Source organism: Streptomyces sp. CNQ085 (assembly GCF_022614595.1).
Taxonomy (GTDB): Bacteria; Actinomycetota; Actinomycetes; order Streptomycetales; family Streptomycetaceae; genus Streptomyces.
On the sequence record NZ_JAJFAU010000019.1, the window covers coordinates 1 to 14,250 of the forward strand.

At 71.0% G+C, this 14,250-nt stretch carries 14 protein-coding genes and 1 pseudogene; 8 read left to right on the forward strand and 7 right to left on the reverse strand.

Annotated elements, in window-relative coordinates:
* Nucleotides 1–204 precede the first annotated feature (204 nt).
* The 3 genes from LJ221_RS05880 to LJ221_RS05890 all read left to right on the forward strand — a co-directional run bounded on the left by LJ221_RS05880 (nucleotide 205) and on the right by LJ221_RS05890 (nucleotide 3,051).
* Nucleotides 205–1,152 (forward strand): 1-aminocyclopropane-1-carboxylate deaminase/D-cysteine desulfhydrase, encoded by a 948-nt coding sequence (locus LJ221_RS05880; protein WP_241714388.1) that lies wholly within the window; start codon nucleotides 205–207, stop codon nucleotides 1,150–1,152.
* A 487-nt stretch (nucleotides 1,153–1,639) separates the two neighbouring features.
* Nucleotides 1,640–2,053 (forward strand): anti-sigma regulatory factor, encoded by a 414-nt coding sequence (locus LJ221_RS05885; RefSeq protein ID WP_093847771.1) that lies wholly within the window; start codon nucleotides 1,640–1,642, stop codon nucleotides 2,051–2,053.
* A complete protein-coding gene (locus LJ221_RS05890; protein WP_374228388.1) occupies nucleotides 1,942–3,051 on the forward strand; it encodes an RNA polymerase sigma factor SigF in 1,110 nt (369 codons plus the stop codon). Before LJ221_RS05885 ends, LJ221_RS05890 begins: the two co-directional genes overlap by 112 nt.
* 64 nt (nucleotides 3,052–3,115) lie before the next feature.
* On the opposite strand, the gene LJ221_RS05895 is transcribed toward LJ221_RS05890, so the two are convergent.
* Complete coding sequence (locus LJ221_RS05895; RefSeq protein WP_241714390.1) at nucleotides 3,116–3,565, reverse strand: hypothetical protein; 450 nt, start codon at nucleotides 3,563–3,565, stop codon at nucleotides 3,116–3,118.
* Between the two features lie 85 nt (nucleotides 3,566–3,650).
* Between LJ221_RS05895 and LJ221_RS05900 the strand changes: the two genes are divergently transcribed.
* Entirely contained in the window at nucleotides 3,651–4,619 is a 969-nt protein-coding gene (locus LJ221_RS05900) for a diacylglycerol kinase family protein (RefSeq protein WP_241714392.1), read from the forward strand.
* A 316-nt stretch (nucleotides 4,620–4,935) separates the two neighbouring features.
* Nucleotides 4,936–5,193 carry a WhiB family transcriptional regulator gene (locus tag LJ221_RS05905; RefSeq protein WP_028427873.1) on the forward strand — a complete coding sequence of 86 codons (258 nt, stop codon included), beginning with the start codon at nucleotides 4,936–4,938 and terminating at the stop codon, nucleotides 5,191–5,193.
* 168 nt (nucleotides 5,194–5,361) lie between these two features.
* On the opposite strand, the gene LJ221_RS05910 is transcribed toward LJ221_RS05905, so the two are convergent.
* The 5 genes from LJ221_RS05910 to LJ221_RS05930 form a co-directional block, all read right to left on the reverse strand.
* Entirely contained in the window at nucleotides 5,362–6,846 is a 1,485-nt protein-coding gene (locus LJ221_RS05910; protein WP_241714394.1) for a PAS domain-containing sensor histidine kinase, read from the reverse strand.
* Between the two features lie 442 nt (nucleotides 6,847–7,288).
* Entirely contained in the window at nucleotides 7,289–8,830 is a 1,542-nt protein-coding gene (locus LJ221_RS05915) for a glycoside hydrolase family 3 protein (RefSeq protein WP_241714396.1), read from the reverse strand.
* A gap of 10 nt (nucleotides 8,831–8,840) precedes the next feature.
* The gene (locus tag LJ221_RS05920) at nucleotides 8,841–9,674 is read right to left on the reverse strand and encodes a carbohydrate ABC transporter permease (RefSeq protein WP_241714447.1); all 834 of its coding nucleotides are present in this window, start codon (nucleotides 9,672–9,674) and stop codon (nucleotides 8,841–8,843) included.
* A gap of 71 nt (nucleotides 9,675–9,745) precedes the next feature.
* On the reverse strand, nucleotides 9,746–10,741 hold the full coding sequence (locus LJ221_RS05925; protein ID WP_241714397.1) for a carbohydrate ABC transporter permease: 996 nt from the start codon (nucleotides 10,739–10,741) through the stop codon (nucleotides 9,746–9,748).
* A gap of 113 nt (nucleotides 10,742–10,854) precedes the next feature.
* Complete coding sequence (locus LJ221_RS05930) at nucleotides 10,855–12,153, reverse strand: sugar ABC transporter substrate-binding protein (protein WP_241714399.1); 1,299 nt, start codon at nucleotides 12,151–12,153, stop codon at nucleotides 10,855–10,857.
* A 359-nt stretch (nucleotides 12,154–12,512) separates the two neighbouring features.
* Here LJ221_RS05930 and LJ221_RS05935 point away from each other — a divergent pair, with 359 nt between their 5' ends.
* Complete coding sequence (locus tag LJ221_RS05935; RefSeq protein ID WP_241714448.1) at nucleotides 12,513–13,271, forward strand: GntR family transcriptional regulator; 759 nt, start codon at nucleotides 12,513–12,515, stop codon at nucleotides 13,269–13,271.
* Nucleotides 13,268–13,564 carry a hypothetical protein gene (locus LJ221_RS05940; protein ID WP_241714401.1) on the forward strand — a complete coding sequence of 99 codons (297 nt, stop codon included), beginning with the start codon at nucleotides 13,268–13,270 and terminating at the stop codon, nucleotides 13,562–13,564. The genes LJ221_RS05935 and LJ221_RS05940 overlap by 4 nt, the downstream gene beginning before the upstream one ends.
* 6 nt (nucleotides 13,565–13,570) lie before the next feature.
* On the opposite strand, the gene LJ221_RS05945 is transcribed toward LJ221_RS05940, so the two are convergent.
* The gene (locus LJ221_RS05945) at nucleotides 13,571–13,711 is read right to left on the reverse strand and encodes a hypothetical protein (protein WP_241714404.1); all 141 of its coding nucleotides are present in this window, start codon (nucleotides 13,709–13,711) and stop codon (nucleotides 13,571–13,573) included.
* On the opposite strand from LJ221_RS05945, the pseudogene LJ221_RS05950 reads away from it, so the two are divergent.
* A pseudogene (locus LJ221_RS05950) lies at nucleotides 13,688–14,227 on the forward strand (ribonucleotide-diphosphate reductase subunit beta); the annotation flags it as partial. The gene LJ221_RS05945 and the pseudogene LJ221_RS05950 overlap by 24 nt on opposite strands.
* Nucleotides 14,228–14,250: the final 23 nt, after the last annotated feature.

The following is a 14,250-nucleotide window of genomic DNA, read 5'->3' on the forward strand; positions in this document are numbered from 1 at the left end:
CCTTCTTCCCGGGCCCTTCGTCCGTCAACCCCCGCGGCACGGCGGACGGGCGTTCCGGGCGGGCCGCCCGCCTAACGGAGCACTATGCAGCCGCGCCGCTCCAGTTCCCCCGCCGGGCCCGGATCCCGCGGCGCCCGCGCGGACGTATCCGCGTGTCCGGTCGACCGGTGACACGCGGTGCCACGCCGACGGGACAATGGCTGGATGAGCAGCACACCGCTTCCCCCGCCCGTCCCCCGGAAGGCCCCGGCGTCCCGAACGCCCCCGGTGACCTTGGAGTCCCTCGCCCCACGCCTGCCCTCCCCTCTGGTCGAGGCCGAGGACGAACGCTTCTCGCACCACGGGGTCCGGCTGCTGCTCAAGCGCGACGACCTGGTCCACCCGGACCTCGTCGGCAACAAGTGGCGCAAGCTCGCGCCCAACCTGCGCGCCGCCGCGCGAACCGGCGAACGCACGCTGCTGACGTTCGGCGGGGCCTACTCCAACCATCTGCGCGCCACGGCCGCCGCCGGGCGCCTGCTGGGTCTGTCGACGATCGGGGTCGTGCGGGGCGAGGAACTCGCCGGCCGGCCCCTCAACGACTCCCTGGCCCGCTGCGCCGCCGATGGCATGCGGTTGCACTTCGTGACGCGGGCGGACTACCGCCGCAGGAACGACCCGGAGTGGACGGCCACGCTGCGCGACCACTTCGGCCCGTTCCGCCTCATACCGGAGGGCGGCAGCAACGCCGAGGCCGTGCGGGGCGCCGCGGAACTGGGCCGTGAGCTGCGCGGCGCGGCGGACGTGGTGGCCGTCGCCTGCGGTACGGGCGGCACCCTCGCCGGGCTTGCCGCGGGTCTCGCCCACGGGCAGCGCGCGATCGGCTTCGCCGCCCTGCGGGGCGGCTTCCTCGCCGGGGAGGTGGAGCGGCTCCAGCGCGCCGCCTTCGGCGGGCGCCGCGGTACCTGGAGGGTGGAGGACCGCTTCCACTGCGGCGGTTTCGCCCGCACCACCGGCGCGCTGGAGTCCTTCGCCCGGGGGTTCGCCGCCCGGCACGAGCTGCCGGATCTGGACCGCGTGTACGTCGCCAAGATGCTGTACGGCCTGGCGGCCCTGGCCGGCGAGGGTGCCTTCCCCTGGGGGACGACGGTGGCCGCCGTGGTCACCGGCTAGCCTCCCCCCTCCCCGCACGATCCGGCAGGGAACCGCCGGCCGAACTCGCGCGCGTCCGCGCCGGGCGGGGTTACGAACGCTCCCGGTGATGGGTACTGAACTGGAGCGGGTCCCTGCCCGGCTTCCGCGCGGGCCACCCGGCGAGCCCGCTCACGGGGGCGCCGGACCCTCGCGACCGGACGCGCGCCGGAGGAGTTCGGGGCGCCGGGAACAACCGGCGGCCCCCAAGCGCTGTGAACGCAGCGTGACCGGAAAGGAATTGGGCATCGCAGACCTCTAGCCACGCAAAGTGCCCATGTGTTTACTATGGGTGACGAGCGCAGGAAGGGTGCCCCTTTCGGTCCGGGCGACAGCATGCCCCGGATCACGATAGCGTCGCAGTCGAACGATCTGCCTCGCCCGTGCGTTGACCTGTTGCCCCGTTACGGCAGGGTCGTCGGACGGGCGTACACGGCAGTCACCAGCTCGTGTCACCTTGGAGGTGAGGGTGTCCCAGATCGCAGGCGAGCCCGGGACGCAGGACTTCGTCGAGGTCCGGCTGCCCGCCGCGGGTGCCTACCTTTCGGTTCTGCGTACCGCCACCGCCGGTCTCGCGGCCCGCTTGGACTTCACCCTCGACGAGATCGAGGATCTGCGCATCGCCGTCGACGAGGCGTGCGCCATCCTGCTCCAGCAAGCGGTCCCCGGCAGTGTGCTGAGCTGTGTCTTCAACCTCGTCGGGGACTCTCTGTGGGTGACGGTCTCGGCACCCACCACGGACGGCCGCGCCCCCGAGCGCGACACCTTCGCCTGGACGGTGCTCTCCGCCCTGGCGGGCGAGGTCGACTCGGCCGTGGCCGAGGACCGCACGGTCAGCATCAGCCTGCACAAGAAGCGCGGCGCCGGCCCAGGGGCGCCGTGACCGGCACACACGGGCCGGTACGGGACAAGGGGGTCGGTGTGAACGACCTGGAGAGCGAAACGCGGACGGGCCGCCACGACAAGGCGGCGGGCCCGGTCATCCCCGAGCAGCACGCCCGGCCCCATCCGGTCGAGCCTGATCAGCGGGCGGAGCGGGCGGATGCCATGGAGGACCGGCAACACGACATGCACGAGGACGAAGGGGCCGGCGGGAAGGTCGCCTATGTGCACCACCAGCCGAATCCCCAGGACCGCAGTGGCGCACGGGACCTGTTCGTCAGGCTGCGCGGCCTCCCGGCGGACTCCCCGGAGCGCGCCGAGCTGCGCGACTCGCTGGTACGGATGCACCTGCCGCTGGTGGAGCATCTGGCGCGGCGTTTCCGCAACCGCGGTGAGCCGCTGGACGACCTGACACAGGTCGCCACGATCGGCCTGATCAAGTCGGTGGACCGCTTCGACCCGGAGCGCGGCGTGGAGTTCTCCACCTACGCCACCCCCACGGTCGTCGGTGAGATCAAGCGGCACTTCCGCGACAAGGGCTGGGCGGTGCGGGTGCCCCGCCGGCTCCAGGAGCTGCGGCTGTCGCTGACCACGGCCACCGCCGAGCTGTCCCAGCAGCACGGCCGCGCCCCGACCGTCCACGAACTGGCCGAGCGCCTGTCGATCTCCGAGGAGGAGGTACTGGAGGGCCTGGAGTCGGCGAACGCCTACAGCACTCTCTCCCTTGACGTCCCGGACACCGACGACGAGTCCCCGGCCGTCGCGGACACCCTGGGCGCGGAGGACGACGCCCTGGAGGGCGTGGAGTACCGGGAGTCGCTCAAACCGCTGCTGGAGGAGCTGCCGCCGCGCGAGAAGAAGATCCTGCTGCTGCGCTTCTTCGGCAACATGACCCAGTCGCAGATCGCCCAGGAGGTCGGCATCTCCCAGATGCACGTATCGCGGCTGCTGGCCCGCACCCTGGCCCAACTGCGTGACCGGCTGCTGATCGAGGAGTAGCCGGGGAGCCGGCCGGAAGCGGCGAGGAGCCCGGGCTCCTCCGGCAGGGCGCGTGCCGGTCCGGTCAGGCGTCCCGGGATTCGCGCGGGGCGATGCCCAGCGCCCCGGCCGCCGTCGGGCTCATCAGGCAGCCGAGCACGGCCAGCGCGGTGAGCGCGATGAGAGTTCCGGCCGCGAGCCACGCGCCGCCGTTCTGGGCCATCTGCCAGCCCACCGGAAGCGCCATCAGCTGGACGATCACCGCCGGTCCGCGACTCCACCGGCGCCGCAGCCACAGCCCGCGCGCGGCGGCCAGCGGCAGCACGGCCAGCGTCAGCACGGTCGCGGCTCCGGTGAGGGCCTGCACCGTGTCGTCGGCCCGGCTGCCGGTCAGCAGCAGGACCAGCATGGTCACCCCCAGGCCGGCGACCACCACTGCCTGGGCCGCCACCACGGCGGCCGCGGCGGTGATCCGTCCGGGCCGGGGAGCGTCGGGTGTGCGGGGGGAGTCGGCGGAGGATGCGTCCGTGGTCACGTCGCCAGGGTAGCGGGGCCTGCCGGAACACCGCCCGGACCGGGCCGCCCGTCTCAGCCGCGAACGGCTGGGTACGCTGCACACCATGCGCGCGCTCCTCGTGGTCAACCCGGCAGCCACCACCACCAGTGCCCGCACCCGAGACGTCCTCATCCACGCCCTGGCGAGCGACCTCAAGCTGGAGGTCGCCACCACCGAGTACCGGGGGCACGCGCGCGATCTGGGGCGGCAGGCGGTCCAGCGCGGGGAGATCGAGCTGGTCATCGTGCTCGGGGGTGACGGCACGGTCAACGAGGTCGTCAACGGGCTGCTGCACGACGGCCCCGCTCCCGACGCCCTTCCCCGCCTCTCGGTCGTGCCGGGCGGTTCGACCAACGTCTTCGCCCGCGCCCTGGGGCTGCCCAACGACGCGGTGGAGGCCACGGGCGCGCTGCTGGACGCGCTGAACTCCGGCGGTGAACGCACGGTGGGCCTGGGCCTGGCCGCCGGTACGCCGGGGACGGACGACGCGGAGGTGCCGCCCCGGTGGTTCACCTTCTGCGCGGGCCTCGGCTTCGACGCGGGCGTGGTGGGCCGGGTCGAACAGAAGCGCGAGGGTGGCAGGCGCTCGACGCACGCCCTCTACGTGCGGCAGGTGGTGCGGCAGTTCCTGGGCGACCCCTACCGCCGCCACGGGACGATCACCCTGCGGCGGCCCGGCGAGGAGCCGGTGGAGGAGCTGGCGCTGTCCATAGTCTGCAACACCGCGCCCTGGACCTACCTGGGCAACCGCCCGGTGTACGCGGCCCCCCGCGCCTCCTTCGACACCGCCCTCGACGTGCTCGGACTGACCCGGCTCACCCCCTCCGCCGTGACCCGCCACGGCACCCAGCTGCTGGCCTCCTCGCCCGAGCGCGGTCCGCGCGGCAAGCACGTCGTCTCACTTCACGACCTCACCGACTTCACCTTGGAATCACAGGTGCCATTGCCGTTTCAGATGGACGGTGACCACCTGGGGCTGCGTACGAGCGTCACGTTCACAGGCGTACGCCGTGCACTGCGTGTGATTGTGTAAGTGGATATGGTGAAAGTCCTTTCACTCGAACGTTTAGACCAGGTTCCACCCCCTGGAAGTACGGCTGTGACCTAGTTGACACCAAGGAATCAAAAAAAACTTTCCGGAAGGGGTTGTATCCGCAGCCGAGGTTTGCGAGTCTCTTCATGGCGATCGGGACGGTCGACGCCGACCCCCTTGAGAGCCCCGAATCCACCCCCTCATCCCTCGGGACACTCCCGGTGAAGCCGGGCGCCGACCCTTCCCTTGCGGGGAGATTCGTGAAAGCGTTCACATTCACAAGCGATTACCGCAACGCGTAGGAGATGGAGCAGCCATGGACTGGCGTCACAACGCCGTTTGCCGCGAGGAAGACCCCGAGCTCTTCTTCCCGATCGGCAACACCGGTCCTGCGCTGCTGCAGATCGAGGAAGCCAAGGCCGTCTGCCGCCGCTGCCCCGTGATGGAGCAGTGCCTGCAGTGGGCCCTGGAGTCCGGCCAGGACTCCGGTGTCTGGGGTGGCCTCAGTGAGGACGAGCGCCGCGCGATGAAGCGCCGCGCCGCCCGCAACCGGGCACGCAAGGCCACTGCCTGACGCCCACCCCGCCACCTGCTGCCCCCGAGCCGCAGCGCGCAGTACCCACAGTGCGCACCGCAACGACGGCACTGAGCCCCGGACCGTACTCAACGGTCCGGGGCTCAGTGCCGTACGGATGCTGTGCGGGTACGGGACTCGGTCTCGTACCCGCACCGGTCGCCGGGGTCAGCGCCTCTCCGGCTCCACGGGGATGTCCAGGACCACCCGTGTACCGCCGCCGGAAGCCGGGAGCATGTCGAAGCCTCCCTCCAGCTCCCCCTCCACCAGCGTCCGCACGATCTGCAGTCCCAGGTTCCCCGCGGTGCGCACGTCGAAGTCCCGCGGCAGACCGCGCCCGTCGTCCTGCACCGTGACCAGCAGTCGCCCCTCCCCGCGGCCGGCGACCGCGCCGCGGACGGCCGTGACCTCGACGGTGCCCCGCTCCCCCGGCCGGAAACCATGCTCCAGGGCGTTCTGCAGCACCTCCGTGAGCACCATGGACAGCGGGGTGGCCACCTCGGCCGCCAGTACGCCGAAGCGGCCCGTACGCCGCCCGGTGACCATGCCCGGGGAGATCTCGGCGACCATCGCCAGCACCCGGTCGGCTATCTCGTCGAACTCCACCCGCTCGTCCAGCGTCTGGGAGAGCGTCTCGTGGACGATCGCGATCGAACCGACCCGGCGGACGGCCTCCTCCAGCGCCTCCCGTGCGGTGCCGCCGGTGCCCGCGCCGATCCGCCGGGCCTGGAGCCTCAGCAGGGCGGCGACGGTCTGGAGGTTGTTCTTCACCCGGTGGTGGATCTCCCGGATGGTGGCGTCCTTGGTGATCAGCTCCCGCTCCCTGCGGCGCAGTTCGGTGACGTCGCGCAGCAGGATGAGCGAACCGATCCGCACCCCCTTGGGCTTGAGCGGGATGGCCCGCAGCTGCACGACGCAGCCGTTGCCCTCGATCTCGGTCTCGCGCGGCGCCCAGCCGCTGGCGAGCTTGACCAGCGACTCGTCCACCGGGCCGCGGGAGGGCGCCAGTTCGGCGGTGGCCTGGCCCAGGTGCAGCCCGACCAGGTCGGCGGCCAGGCCCAGCCGGTGGTAGGCGGAGAGCGCGTTGGGGCTGGCGTACTGGACGACGCCGTCGGCGCCGAGCCGGATCAGTCCGTCGCCGACCCGCGGGGAGGCGTCCATGTCGACCTGCTGATCGGGGAAGGGAAACGATCCTGCCGCGATCATCTGGGCCAGGTCCGAGGCGCTCTGCAGATAGGTCAGCTCCAGCCGGCTGGGTGTGCGCACCGTCAGCAGGTTGGTGTTGCGGGCGATGACGCCAAGGACGCGGCCCGCGCGGCGCACGGGGATGGACTCCACCCGCACCGGCACCTCCTCGCGCCATTCGGGGTCGCCCTCCCGGACGATCCTGCCCTCGTCCAGGGCGGCGTCCAGCAGCGGCCGGCGCCCCCTGGGCACGAGGTGGCCGACCATGTCGTCCTGGTAGGAGGTGGGGCCGGTGTTGGGGCGCATCTGCGCCACGGAGACGTAGCGCGTGCCGTCCCTGGTCGGGACCCACAGCACCAGGTCGGCGAAGGAGAGGTCGGACAGCAGCTGCCACTCGGAGACCAGCAGGTGCAGCCACTCCAGGTCGGAGTCGCCGAGGGCGGTGTGCTGGTGTACGAGGTCGTTCATGGAGGGCACGGTGTGAGCCTAACCGGCGACGGATCCTGTCGTACGTCTGTGCATACGCGCCGTCGTGCGCAAGAATTGACGGCAGCCGCCACCGGCGAACCGCTGGTGCCTTCAAGGCGTGGACACGGGTCTGTGGCCCGGTCCACAATGGCGACGGACTTCCGCCCTCCCCGCACAGGAGGGCGGAGCGAGACCGGGCGCTCTCTGCCCTGACTGCGCCGGGTCTCCGATCGCTCCGGGCTGCGGTGCCGGACGGGTTGAGGGTCCCGTCCCGGCGCCGCGGCCCGCGGGTGTTCCAGGGCCCTTCGGGGAGCTCCCGCCACAGGCCGCCCACAGCCCACGTCCCACCGCACCGTGTACGGAAGACGAACACGCCGACGGCCGGGCCCGCGGAGTCGGGGGAGGCGCGGGCCCGGTCGTCCCGGGGAGTGGCCGGCGGAGTTCAGCCGCCGGTTCCCCGGCCCGCGACGACCTCCGCGGCCGCCCGTCCGCAGACGCGGGCGGCGCCGTGGGTCGCGATGTGGAGCGCCCCGGAGGGCGGCGCCTGGGGCAGGCCCATCTCGACCACGACGGTGTCCGGCCGGGCGGCGAGCAGGGCGTCCAGCGCGTCTGTCATCCAGGGGTGCCGGTGGACGTCGCGCACGACCGCGACGATCCTGCGGCCGGCCGCCTCCTCCAGCACCTGTGCTACCGGTCCGCCCTGCCCCGCCCGTTCGGCCCGCTCGCGGCCCCAGGAGCCGGTCGTGGTGCCCGGGAGCAGTTCCGCCAGTTCGGCGGCGAGCCCCCAGGGGGTCTCGTCGCCGACGGCGATGTTGGCCACGGGGGTGAAGGCGGCGACGTACGGCGGCCCGGTCAGGGGGGTGTGGTCCTGCCGGACGGTGATCCTCAGCGCGCGGCGGGCGGCCTCCAGGCCGACCTGGGGATCGGAGGGCTCCGCCTCCCCGGTGAGGACGGACGTCCCGGCGGCCCAGCGGGCCAGGGAGCGGACCCGGTCGGCGGCGTCGGCGAGCCGCTCCTCGGGCAGTTCGCCCTCGACCACGGCGCGCACCAGGGCGTCGCGCAGGCACAGCACGGTCTCCTCGTCGGCCAGGCCTCCGCCGACGCAGAGGGCGTCCGCGCCCGCGGCGACGGCCAGCACGCTTCCGCGCTCGATGCCGTAAGTCCCCGCGATGGCCCGCATCTCCATGCCGTCCGTGACGATCAGGCCCTCGAAGCCGAGTCCGCCCTCGCTCCGGGGCGCGCGCAGCAGGCCGGTCAGGGCGGCCGGGCTGAGCGTCCCCGGGAGCACCGGGTCCAGGGCGGGCAGCAGGATGTGCGCGCTCATCACGCACTTGCTGCCCGCGGCGACCGCCGCCCGGAACGGGACGAGCTCGCGCTCCGCGAGGGTGGCCAGGTCGGCGTCGATGCGAGGCAGGGCGTGGTGGGAGTCCACGCTGGTGTCGCCGTGCCCGGGGAAGTGCTTGGTGCAGGCGGCGACCCCGGCGGACTGCAGCCCCTCGACCCAGGCGGCGGTGTGCCGGGCCACCAGGTCCGGCGTGGAGCCGAAGGATCGGACGCCGATGACCGGGTTGTCCGGGTTGGAGTTGACGTCGGCCGAGGGCGCCCAGTTGAGGTTGACCCCGCACTCGGCGAGCCCGCGCCCCAGTTCGCGGGCGACGGCGCGGGTCAGTGCGGTGTCGTCGACCGTGCCCAGGGCGTGGTTGCCCGGGAAGGACGATCCCTTGCGCGCCTCCAGGCGGGTGACGTCGCCGCCCTCCTCGTCGATGGCCACCAGCACGTCGGGGCGGACACCGCGCAGCTGGGCGGTGAGCGCGGCCAGCTGCGCGGGGGATGTGATGTTGCGGCCGAACAGGCCCACCGCGGCGAGTCCCTCGTCCAGCCGCCGCAGCAGCCAGTCGGGCGCGGTGGTGCCGGTGAAGCCGGGCTGGAGCACGGTCAGGGCGTTGCGGACCAGGGTGCCGGTGGTGCCGGTGAGAGTCGTCATGGGAGTGGCGTCATCCCTTCACTGCGCCGGAGGTGAGCCCAGCCGCCATCTTCTTCTGGACGATCATGAAGAAGGTCACGACGGGGATGGAGATGAGGACGGAGGCGGCCATCAGCGCGCCGTAGTCCGTGCCGCGGTCGGTGGTGAAGTTCATCAGCCACACGTTGAGCGTGTACTTCTCGTTGTCCTGCAGGAGGATGTACGCGAACAGGTACTCGTTCCAGGCGGTGATGAGGGCGAAGATGGACGCCGCGGCCAGCCCCGGGGCGACCAGCGGGAAGATGACCCGCCAGAACGCGCCCATCCGGGTGCAGCCGTCCACCATCGCGGACTCCTCCAGCTCCTTGGGCACGTTGATCACGAAGCCGCGGACCATCCAGGTGGTGAAGGGCAGCACGGACACCAGGTAGACGATGATCACGCCCCAGTACTCGTTGAGCGCGCCCATGTTGTTGAGCTGGATGTAGATGGGGATGAGCATCGCCGTGGGCGGCAGCAGCTGCACCAGGATGAGGATCGTCATGAACGGCTTGCGGCCGTAGAAGTCGAAACGCCCGATGGCGAAGGCGGCGATGGTCCCGATCAGCATGGCGCCGGCGACCGAGGTGACGCAGATGATCAGGCTGCTCTGGATCGCGGTCCAGAAGTTCGGGGCCTCGGTGGCTCGGACGAAGTTGTCGACGGTGAACGAGCTGGGCCACAGCGTCTGGTCGTAGCTGCGGATCTCGTGGTTCGGCCGGAAGGCGCTGACGAGAAGCCAGTAGACCGGGAAGGCCATCACCGCGAAGATCCCCAGCCCCACCAGGTCGTAGGCCAGGCGGTGCTTCTTGCGGTCGGGGCGCAGCTCGTGGACGCCTGTACCGCTGGTGGCGGCCTCGGGTGCCTTGGCGGGCGCGGTGGAGGTTACGGAGGTGCTCACTCGACCTCTCCTGTCTTCATGAGCTGACGCAGGTAGTACACGGCCACACCGGAGAGCAGCAGCACGGTGATGAGGGCGATGGCGGTGCCCTGGCTGAACGAGGCGCTGTCGAACGCCTTGCTGAACGAGTACAGGCCCAGCAGCTCGTACTCGGGTTCCGGCTTGTTGCCGCGCATCAGGAAGATCTGGCCGAAGACGTTGAAGTCCCAGATCACCGAGAGGGTGGCCACCATCTGGAAGACCGGCTTGATCACCGGGAAGGTGACGTTGCGGAAGACCCCGATCACTCCGGCGCCGTCGAGCTGCGCGGCCTCCTCCAGTTCCCTGGGCACCTGGGTGAGCGCGGCGTAGAGGGTGACCACCACGAACGGGATCGCTCCCCAGACCACCACCGCACCGATGACGGTGAATCCCTGCCAGGGGTTGAGGAACCAGTTGTGGCCCTGGAAGTCCAGACCGGGGATCTTGCTCAGCACGCTGTTGACCACGCCGTAGTCGGAGTCGGAGAGCCACCGGAAGATCGAGGTCGCCACCAGCAGTGGCATCGACCAGGCCGCGATCAGGGCGCCGGTGAGCAGCAGCCGTACCCAGGTGGACAGCCGCTGCATCAGCAGGGCGGTCAGCAGCCCCAGCCCCATGGTCGCCACCACACAGACGACCATGAAGAGCACGGTACGGAAGGCGACCCACCAGAACTCCGGGTCGCCCAGGATGTTGGTGAACTGCTCGAACCCCACCCACGGCGGAGTGGTGCCGCCCCACAGGTGCGCGCGGCGCATGTCCTGGAAGGACATGATCACGGTCTCGACCAGCGGGTAGCCGAAGACCGCGCCGATCGCCACGATCGCCGGGGCGATCAGCAGGTACGGCAGCTTGGGGCGCGGTTTCCGGCTGGGGCGCACTCCGCCCCCTGACGGCCCGGGGGCGGCCTTGCCCGGCTTCTGCGGCGGGGCCGCCGGCGGGTCGGCGGCTTTGGTGTCGGCGGCGGTCACGGTGCTGGCCTTCCGTTCGTTCTCTTCACCGAAGGGGCGCGGCAGGCGGGAGCCGTGAATCGCGGCTCCCGCCTGCCGCAGGGACGGCCGGGGGTGCGGGCCCCGGCCGCGGCTCAGACCTCGTTGTTGATCAGCTTGTCGATCTCCTCGTCGGCCTTCTTGGTGGCGTCGGCCACCGAGGTGCCCTTGAGGACGTCCAGCAGCATGTTCTCCAGCACGTTCTGGCTCTCGATCGCGGTCCAGCCGGGGGCGATCGGGGTGAACCAGGCGTCCGGCACCGCGTTGGCGATCGGAGCGGTCTCCGGCTTCTCCTTCAGCGGCTCGAGCTGCTTGGTGTTGTTCGGCAGGATGTTCTTGGAGGCCAGGACCTCCATCGACTTCTCACTGGTGAACAGCGAGATCCACTCCTCGGCGAGGTCCTTCGCCTCCGACTTCTGGATCACCGCGAGGTCGGAGCCGCCGATGAAGGACGGCAGGGCCTCGCCGTTCGGGCCGGGCATGCCGGCGGTGGCGATCCTGCCCTCCAGCTCGGGATTGCCGTTCTCGCCCCCGAAGACGGAGCCGGCCTCCCAGCCGTTGCCGTAGATCAGGGCGGCCTTCTTGTTCGCCATGACGTTGGCGTGGTCCTGCTCGTCCTTGGTCCGGTCGCCGTTGTTGTACTCGTTGACCAGGCCGATGAAGTGCTCGATGCCCTTGCGCGCCTCGGGGGTGCTCAGGGTGGCCTTCCACTCGCCCTTGCCCTCGTCGTACTCGGCGATCTGGCCGCCGTACGCGGCGACGTAGGACATGGCGGCGTACCAGTAGCGGCCGGGCAGGTAGAGGGGGGAGAAGGCCTTGTCGTCGCCGTACTCCTCCGCGACCTCGTCCAGCGCCTTCTTCAGCTCGTCCTCGGTCCGCGGAAGCTCCTCGGTGCCCGCGCCCTTGTCGAACATCTCCTGGTTGAAGATCGCGACGCGCGCTCCGGCGTAGTAGGGAACGCAGTAGAGCTTGCCCTCGAAGGAACAGGTGTCCTTCAGTCCCTGGATCCAGGTGTCGGAGTTGTCGTACTTCTCCGGGTCGATCTCGCCGAGGGCCCCGTTGAGGATGTAGGTCATGGTCTCGGTGTTGCCGAGCTCGACCACGTCCGGGAACTTGTCGCCGCCCAGCGCGGTGTCGAGCTTCTTGGCCTTGTCGCCCCACTGCTGGTACTGGACCTTGACCTCGACCTTGGGGTACTTCTTCTTGAACTGGGCGTTGACGTCCTTGACCAGCTCGGGCCAGGTGCTCTGGGCATCGTTCATCAGCCAGACGGTGAGCGTCTCGTCGCGCTCTCCGGGAGCCTTGGAGGAGGTGTCCCCGCCGTCCCCGCCGCAGGCGACGAGGCCGGTCATCATCGCCGCGGCACCGATCGCCGCTACGAGCTTGTGCTTCACGTGCTTCTCCTTCGGGATGGCAGAAGTCCCCCCCGCCCGCCGTCCGAGATCTCCGCTCCCGCCGGATGGCCGCGTCTGCCGTACCGTGCGTGGCGGGCGCCGGGATGCGTCGACATGCGACGAGTACGGCCCGTGGGGCTGGGCTGGCCTATAGTGGTTTAGACCAGTGCCCGCAGCTTGGCCTAGACCTATATCGCTGTCAACGGTGTACAAAGCTCGCGGTCACATCCGTTACCGGACCGACATCTGAGCCGGGACGCCCCCGGGGACGGCGGCCGTGCCACGATGTGATCCGCTACGTACGGAGGAAGCCGGTGACGGCACTGGAGAAGTCACGACACGAGCCGGGAAGGCGCGCGATGCAGAGCGACGGGGTCACGAACAGCGCCGTCGGGCGCACCGCGCGCGTGCCCAAGTACTACCGGCTCAAGCGCCATCTGCTGGAGATGACCGAGACGATGCCCCCGGGCACCCCGGTCCCCCCGGAGCGCACGCTCGCCGGCGAGTTCGACACCTCCCGCACCACCGTGCGCCAGGCACTCCAGGAACTGGTCGTCGAAGGGCGGCTGGAGCGCATCCAGGGCAAGGGCACCTTCGTGGCCAAGCCCAAGGTCGCCCAGGCGCTCCAGCTCACCTCCTACACCGAGGACATGCGGGCCCAGGGCCTGGAACCCGCCTCCCAGCTGCTGGACATCGGCTACGTCACCGCCGACGACCGGCTCGCCGGACTGCTGGACATCTCCTCCGGGGACCGCGTCCTGCGCATCGAGCGGCTGAGGCTGGCCAGCGGCGAGCCGATGGCCATCGAGACCACGCATCTGTCGCAGAAGCGCTTCCCCGCCCTGCGCCGCAGCCTGGTGAAGTACTCCTCCCTCTACACGGCCCTGGCCGAGGTGTACGACATCCACCTCGCCGAGGCGGAGGAGACCATCGAGACCTCACTGGCCACCCCGCGCGAGGCGGGCCTGCTGGGCACGGACGTCGGCCTGCCGATGCTGATGCTCTCCCGGCACTCGCGCGACACCGAGGGCGAGCCGGTGGAGTGGGTGCGCTCGGTCTACCGCGGCGACCGGTACAAGTTCGTCGCCCGGCTCCAGCGGCCCGGCCGGGGGCGGTGAGCGGGCGCCCGGCCGCCGGCCCGCCGATCCCTCTTCCGCGCCCGTGCGCCCCGCCGGCGGAAAGCCGCTGCGCCACCACGGCCGGGACGCCGCATGACGACCGTCATGGACATCACCTTCAGGGCCGCCCGTACGAGTTCGAGGCCGTCGGTGAGCTGACGGCCGGGGTGTGTCCCGGGGACGGTCTGCTGGACTTCGGCGCCCAGGACCCGTACCTCGCCGTGCCGCGCGACGCCCGGCACCGGGCCGAGGTTCCGCACTCCGCCCGAGGACTCCTGCGACACAACATCTAGGGGCGCTCACACGTCCGGGCCTCGTGGGTTGGGCCGGCGAACGACCACCCCGGCACGGCGCTGCTGCGCACCCTGACCGACCTCGCCGTCGATCTGCCCGCCACCGACCCCGGCCGGGTCGCGCTGGTACTGACGCTGTACCGGCACATCAACTCACCCGAGGCGCGGCTGTACCTGTCACGGCGGCTGTTCGAGGAGGCCGTGCACGTCCGGTTCTACCTGACCCTGCTGGACACCTACCCGCCCGACCCGGCCGAGCGCGCCGCCGCCTTCGCCGCGGTGGAGAACATCGACTCCATCCGGGAGAAGGCACGGTTCTGCTTCCGCTGGGTGGCCGCCCTCGAAGGAGGGAAGGGGGTGGAGTCGATCGACCGCCAGGAGAGCCAGGCCGACCGCCGCCGCTTCCTGCTGAACCTGATCCGCTTCGCGGCGTGCGTCGAGGGCCTGCCCGGGATGAACACCGAGTCGATGCGCGAGTACCTGCGCTGCGTGGCGGACCAGCGGCTGGTCCGGCTGGGCTTCCCCGCCCGCTACGGCGCGTCGAACCCGTTCTCCTTCATGGAGTTGCAGAACGTCCAGGAGCTGACCAACTTCTTCGAGCGCCGCGCCTCGGCCTACCAGGTCGCGGTGGAGGGATCGCTCTCCTTCGACGACGACTTCTGATCCTCCTTCCCCCGAGAGGCGTG